This window comes from Streptomyces sp. RP5T (genome assembly GCF_003933965.1).
Lineage (GTDB): Bacteria > Actinomycetota > Actinomycetes > Streptomycetales > Streptomycetaceae > Streptomyces.
Map to the genome: position 1 here is coordinate 1 of NZ_RSAJ01000554.1, position 5,501 is coordinate 5,501.

The following is a 5,501-nucleotide window of genomic DNA, read 5'->3' on the forward strand; positions in this document are numbered from 1 at the left end:
GGCGAGGGATGCGGAATGGGTGGGGGAGGGCCGGTGTTGCGGGAGCATCGAGTCCGTACCGCGCCACCGCCCTCCTGGGAGTTCCGATGCCCCGCTCCGAAGCCCGCGTCGCCACCGACCGACCCCACCGCTACGCCAAGCAGCTCGCCTCGCACCTCGGGCGTCGCAGTCGGACCACGTGGGACGAGGAGAGCGGTGAGGGCAGCCTGCTCTTCCAGAACGGAGGCAAGGGCTCCCTCACCGCCACCGAGGGCGCGCTGCTGCTGACGCTGGAGACGGAGTCCGAGCACCTCGATCTCCTGGAGGGCGTCGTCGGCAGCCACCTGGTCCGCTTCGGCAGCAAGGACGAACTCGTCGTCGCATGGACCCGGGACGGCGGCGCGCCCGGCACGACGCAGCGCAAGGAGACCGACTGACCGGGGGCCTCAGATCACGCAGCCCACGTGCGCCAGCGCCTGCTTGAGCAGCACCCCGTGACCGCCGGGCATCTCGCTGGCCACCGCCGGCGACAGGGCCTCCTGCGGGCTGAACCACACCAGGTCCAGGGCGTCCTGCCGGGGCCGGCAGTCGCCGGCCACCGGGACGACGTAGGCGAGGGAGACCGCGTGCTGGCGCGGGTCGTGGTACGGCGTGATGCCCTGCGTGGGGAAGTACTCCGCCACCGTGAACGGCTGGAGGGAGGACGGGATCCGGGGCAGCGCCACCGGTCCCAGGTCCTTCTCCAGGTGCCGCAACAGGGCGTCCCGGACCCGCTCGTGGTGCAGAACGCGGCCGGAGACCAGAGTCCGGCTGACCGTTCCGTCGGGTCCGATGCGCAGCAGCAGGCCGACGCTGGTGACTTCGCCGCTGTCGTCCACGCGCACGGGCACGGCCTCGACGTACAGGATGGGCATCCGGGCGCGCGCCTGCTCGAGATCGTCGGCGCTCAGCCAGCCGGGCGTGGTGTCGGTCAAGTCAGACATTGCTAGATCATACTTTCCGGGGACGGCGGACGCTCGATCGCGCCCGCCTGGTGGGACGGGGACGGGGCGGGAAGTCCGTAGAGGCGGCGGGCGTTGTCCCCGCTCGTCCAGGCCGCGATGCGCAACGCGTCCGGCAGGCTCAGCTCGTCGGCGTCCACCCGCTCCTGGAGCAGCCCGGCGAGACCCTGCCGGAAGGACAGCGCGCCGAGCAGATGGAACTCGGCCACGCCGTACGCGTCAGAGCTGTACAGCAGCTTGCGGAACGGTGTGATCTCCAGCGCCTCCGCCAGGATCGCCCGGGACCGCGCGGGGCCGACGTGGTGCAGCGTGAGACCCACGTCCAGGTACACCTGCTCGAACACCGCGGCCAGATAGGCGGCCTGCCGCTGGTACGGCCAGCAGTGCAGCAGCAGCACGGGGACGGTGCCCGCGGTCAGGTGCAGCCAGTCCGTGAGGTGGGTCGGATCCACCCGGTGCATCCGGATGTCGCTGTCACCGAACCCGGTGTGCAGCTGGAGCGGCAGCCCCAGGTCCACGGCGGTCCACAGCAGATGCCGTACGAGAACGGGATCGGCCAGCCGTCCTCCGCGGGCGAGCCAGTCGGCGGCAGCCCGGGTCACCTCCGCGTCCGAGGGGCGCGCCGGGTCCAGGTCGAAGCCGGTCCGGTAGGCGGCGACCGACTTCACGGCCACGACGTCCGGCCGCGCCACGGCCTCCAGAGCGGCCGCCCGGAACGCGTCCGCGTACGCGTCCGGTTCCACGCCCCGCGCCGCCACCGCCTCCGCGACACTCTCCAGCCGTACGACCTCGTGGGCCGTCCCGCCCGCGATGCCGGCCAGTTCGTGGGGCGAGGTGATGCGGTCCGGCGCGTACCCGGTGTCGACGCAGAACACCTCCGTGCCCGCCGCGGTCAGGAAGCGGCGGTTGACCTCGTGCGGGCCGAGTTCGGCACGGCGGGCCAGGTAGGCGTCGGGCGGCGCGTGGCGGGGGAGGTCCAGCAGGGGCGCGCAGTGCCGGCGGACCGCCACACCCACGGGGCTGTCGAAGGGGGAGATCCCGGGCCAGGCCGAGCCCTCGGTGAGCAGCGACTCGAAGCCCGGCCGGTCGAGAGCGTCGGTGACGACCCCGTGGCAGTGGTGGTCCACCAGCCGGGCCGCGGCGAGGGCCTCATGGACACGTCCGCCCATGCTCAGTACTTCCAGCGGTACGCGGCCGCGATCTGCTCGTCGTCCAGGTCGGCCACGGAATCGCTCTCCCCGAAGCGCACGGCGACCACGGCGTCGGCGAGGACCGGCCCCAGCGCGGCCCGCAGCTGCTCGTCGGCGCGGAAGGCCCGGACCGCCTGGGAGAGGGAGGTCGGCAGCCGCCGTACGCCCATGGCGGTGGCCCGGTCGGCGGGGAGCAGGGCCGGATCGCCGGTGATCTCCCGGGGCAGGGGCATGGCCGAGGTCAGCCCGTCGAGTCCGGCGGCGATGAGACCGGTGAGGGCGAGATACGGGTTCGCGGCCAGGTCCGCCGGCTTCAGCTCCAGGTTCGCCGCCCGGTCGGTCAGGCCCGCGGTGCCGGTGACGATCCGCACCGCCGCCTCCCGGGTCTCCCGGCCCCACGCGGTGAACACCCCGGCCCACTGGGAGGGCTTGAGGCGCAGATAGCTGGCCGGGCTCGGGGCGGTCAGGGCCGTCAGCGCGTGCAGATGGGCGAGGACACCCGCCACGAACGACTCCGCCTCGCGCGTCATGCCGTACCGGCCCTTGCCGCCCGAGTGGAGGTTCACGCCGTCGCGCCAGGCGGACAGATGGAGGTGGCCGCCGTTGCCGACGCCCTCGGCGAAGACCGCGGGGGAGAAGGAGACGACGAGCCCGTGCCGCTGGGCCACCGCCCGGATCGTCTGCCGGATGAGGACGCTGACGTCGGCGGCCGCCACCGGGTCCAGGGCGCCCGTCGAGATCTCGAACTGCCCGGCCGCGTACTCGGGATGGAGCTGCGCGACCTCGACCCCCTGCCGGGCGCAGGCCGCCAGCACCTCGGCCGCGTAGTCGCTCAGCTCCACCTGCCGGGTGGCGCCGTACGCAGGTCCCGACACGGCGGGCACGAAGTCGCCCTCCGCCGCCGGGCCGCGGCCCACCGCCCACTCGATCTCGATGCCCGCCTCGAAGGTGATCCCGTGCCGCTCGGCGGCCGCGGTGACGATCCGCCGCAGCGCCGTGCGGGAGCAGCCCGGATGGGGCTCGCCCTCCTGCGTGATCCGGTCGACCGGTGCCCATGCCCAGCCGGGCTGCGCGGCCAGCGCCACGAGCCGGTCGAGGTCGGGGTACAGGCGCAGATCGCCGTCGGGGGAGCCCAGGGTGTCCGTGGTGACGATGGAGTCGTTCGCCAGGAAGGTGTCGAACACCGGCGACATGCCCACGCCCCAGGCCGCGGCGGAGGGCAGCTTCGCCGTCGGGACCGTCTTCACCCGGCAGATGCCCGCGGTGTCCACATAGGCGAGCACCACACCGTGCACGCCCTTCGCGGACAGTTCTTCGCCCAGTGCGGCGGCCCGGTCCACGTCCCCGGGACGGCCTCCGGGGACGGGGTCGGCAAGGGTGGTCATACGTCCTCCACGACGGGCTCGGCCGAACGGATCCCGCGTCAGGGTTTCACGGCCACCGCGCCGTACTGCGGTACGACGGCCGGGGAGTCGGAGCCGGCACGCCACCGGGAGCAGGAGACCAGGCCCGGTTCGAGCAGGTCGAGCCCCTCGAAGAACGTGGCGATGTCCTCGCCGCTGCGGGCCGTGATCGGCGGAGTGGCGTTCTCGTTCCAGAACTGCATGGCCGGGATCTGGCCCTCGCCACCGAGCTCGGCGTCGAACGTGGGGTGCGTCAGGGCCAGATGGCTGCCGGCGGGCATCGCGGCCATGATCTCGCGCGCGATCCTGCGCGCCTCGTCGGTGTCGAGGACGAAGTTGAGGATGCCGAGCATCATCACCGCGACCGGCTTGCTGAAGTCCAGCGTCCCCGCGGCGCGTTCGAGGATGGCGGCCGGGTCGTGGACGTCGGCGTCGATGTAGTCGGTGACGCCCTCGGAGGTGCTGGTCAGCAGGGTGCGGGCGTGGACGAGGACGATCGGGTCGTTGTCGACGTAGACGATCCGCGCGTCGGGCGCGATGCGCTGGGCGATCTCATGGGTGTTGTCCACCGTCGGCAGCCCGGTGCCGACGTCGAGGAACTGCCGGATGCCCTGCTCCTCGGCGAGGAAGCGCACCGAGCGGCCGAGGAACCAGCGGTCCGCGCGGGCGATCTCCCGGATGATCGGGAACATCCCGGCGACGTGGTCGCCGACGCGCTGGTCGACCTCGTAGTGGTCCTTGCCGCCGATCCAGTAGTTCCACACGCGCGCGTTGTGCGCCACACCTGTGTTCAGCCTCGCCGACGCACCCGACGGGGTGTGGCTCTCGCTCACGACTGTGCTCCTTCTCGCCCCTGCGGCCCTTGCCGCCATTGTGCCGTCCGATGATCAGCTTGTCCCGGAAACCGCGACTCGAACGCCCTGCCCGAGGTGCCGGGCCTCCTCCCGGCGACCACACTGGCCCCGTACGCCCCCCGCCCGCGGACTTCGAGGAGTGCGCATGCTGCCCGGATTCCTTGCCAGGGTCGTCGACCTCTTGCTCGGCCGGGACGGACGCCCCCTCCACCTGAAGGCGGCGGGCGGCGCGACCCTCGTGCTCCTCACGGTGATGCTCACCGGTTCCTGGGCGGTGGTCCTCGCCGAGGAGGGCGCGCGGGGCGCCGACCTCACCTCGTACCCGAAGGCCCTGTGGTGGTCGGTGGAGACGGCGACGACCGTCGGATACGGCGACTTCTACCCCGTGACCTGGTGGGGCCGCGCTGTCGGCACGGTCGTCATGGTCGTCGGGATCACGACCTACGGCATGGTCACGGCAGCCCTCGCCACCTGGTTCGTGGCCCGGGAGCAGAAGCGGCGACACCATGTGGGCGCGGAGACGCTGCACGCCCTGCACGAACGGTTCGACCGACTGGAGGAGCTGATCACGTCGAAGAAGAAGGGGTGACCTGTCTCTCCGCCCGCGTGACGTGGGAAGGGGGCGAGGGACGCTCCCGGCGACGGCGGTGCCGAGCCCGTCTCTGCCGGCCGTGCGGGCGATCACGTACGCGGGGACCCGGGAGGCGTGCGCACCGGTCACCGCTGACCGGTCCCGGTACGGGGAACCGGCCCACCGGCCATGCGCACGGCGAAGAACCCTGCCGCGCATCGGGCCGCCGACCGGGCGCCGCGGGGGATCGTCGCTCGGACGGCGCCCCACCGACAGGCTCGCTCGGACGTCGGCCCGCTGACAGGCTCGCCGGGTCCCGCGCGAAGCGGCCGGCCAGGCGGCCGAACCGGTCCACCAGCCGTGGCCTGGACAGTCGGGATGCCGGTAGATGCGCGGCAGCGGGTCGACCACCTTCCCGGTCGACGACAGCTGACCGCCGTCGGTGGGTGACGCGGCATCCTGCCCTCGGGGTGGGCGCCCCGCCCCGAGGGCAGGATGCCGCG

General features: G+C 73.0%; 6 protein-coding genes. 2 read left to right on the top strand and 4 right to left on the bottom strand.

The window, feature by feature from the left end; translation table 11 throughout:
* Positions 1 to 86: 86 nt before the first annotated feature.
* Positions 87 to 416 (top strand): DUF2218 domain-containing protein, encoded by a 330-nt coding sequence (locus EHS43_RS36085; protein ID WP_125194824.1) that lies wholly within the window; start codon positions 87 to 89, stop codon positions 414 to 416.
* A 9-nt stretch (positions 417 to 425) separates the two neighbouring features.
* Here the strand turns inward: EHS43_RS36085 and EHS43_RS36090 are convergent, their stop codons facing one another.
* From EHS43_RS36090 to EHS43_RS36105, 4 genes are read right to left on the bottom strand one after another with little or no spacing between them, the layout of a single operon-like run.
* Positions 426 to 962: an NUDIX hydrolase family protein gene (locus tag EHS43_RS36090; RefSeq protein WP_125194825.1), complete on the bottom strand. Its 537-nt coding sequence runs from the start codon at positions 960 to 962 to the stop codon at positions 426 to 428.
* 2 nt (positions 963 to 964) lie between these two features.
* Positions 965 to 2,149: an amidohydrolase family protein gene (locus EHS43_RS36095; RefSeq protein ID WP_125194826.1), complete on the bottom strand. Its 1,185-nt coding sequence runs from the start codon at positions 2,147 to 2,149 to the stop codon at positions 965 to 967.
* A gap of 2 nt (positions 2,150 to 2,151) precedes the next feature.
* Positions 2,152 to 3,555, bottom strand: a complete 1,404-nt coding sequence (locus tag EHS43_RS36100; protein ID WP_125194827.1) for a glutamine synthetase family protein — start codon at positions 3,553 to 3,555, stop codon at positions 2,152 to 2,154.
* Between the two features lie 38 nt (positions 3,556 to 3,593).
* Entirely contained in the window at positions 3,594 to 4,406 is an 813-nt protein-coding gene (locus tag EHS43_RS36105; protein ID WP_125194828.1) for an SAM-dependent methyltransferase, read from the bottom strand.
* A 166-nt stretch (positions 4,407 to 4,572) separates the two neighbouring features.
* Between EHS43_RS36105 and EHS43_RS36110 the strand changes: the two genes are divergently transcribed.
* Positions 4,573 to 5,016, top strand: coding sequence for a potassium channel family protein (locus EHS43_RS36110; RefSeq protein ID WP_125194829.1), 444 nt, complete (start codon positions 4,573 to 4,575; stop codon positions 5,014 to 5,016).
* Positions 5,017 to 5,501 lie beyond the last annotated feature (485 nt).

Bases quoted from the DNA above. Each gene is read 5' to 3' on its own strand.
- EHS43_RS36085 (WP_125194824.1), top strand. From the start codon at position 87: ATGCCCCGCTCCGAAGCCCGCGTCGCCACCGACCGACCCCACCGCTAC.
- EHS43_RS36100 (WP_125194827.1), bottom strand. From the start codon at position 3,555: ATGACCACCCTTGCCGACCCCGTCCCCGGAGGCCGTCCCGGGGACGTG.
- EHS43_RS36090 (WP_125194825.1), bottom strand. From the start codon at position 962: ATGTCTGACTTGACCGACACCACGCCCGGCTGGCTGAGCGCCGACGAT.
- EHS43_RS36110 (WP_125194829.1), top strand. From the start codon at position 4,573: ATGCTGCCCGGATTCCTTGCCAGGGTCGTCGACCTCTTGCTCGGCCGG.
- EHS43_RS36095 (WP_125194826.1), bottom strand. From the start codon at position 2,149: ATGGGCGGACGTGTCCATGAGGCCCTCGCCGCGGCCCGGCTGGTGGAC.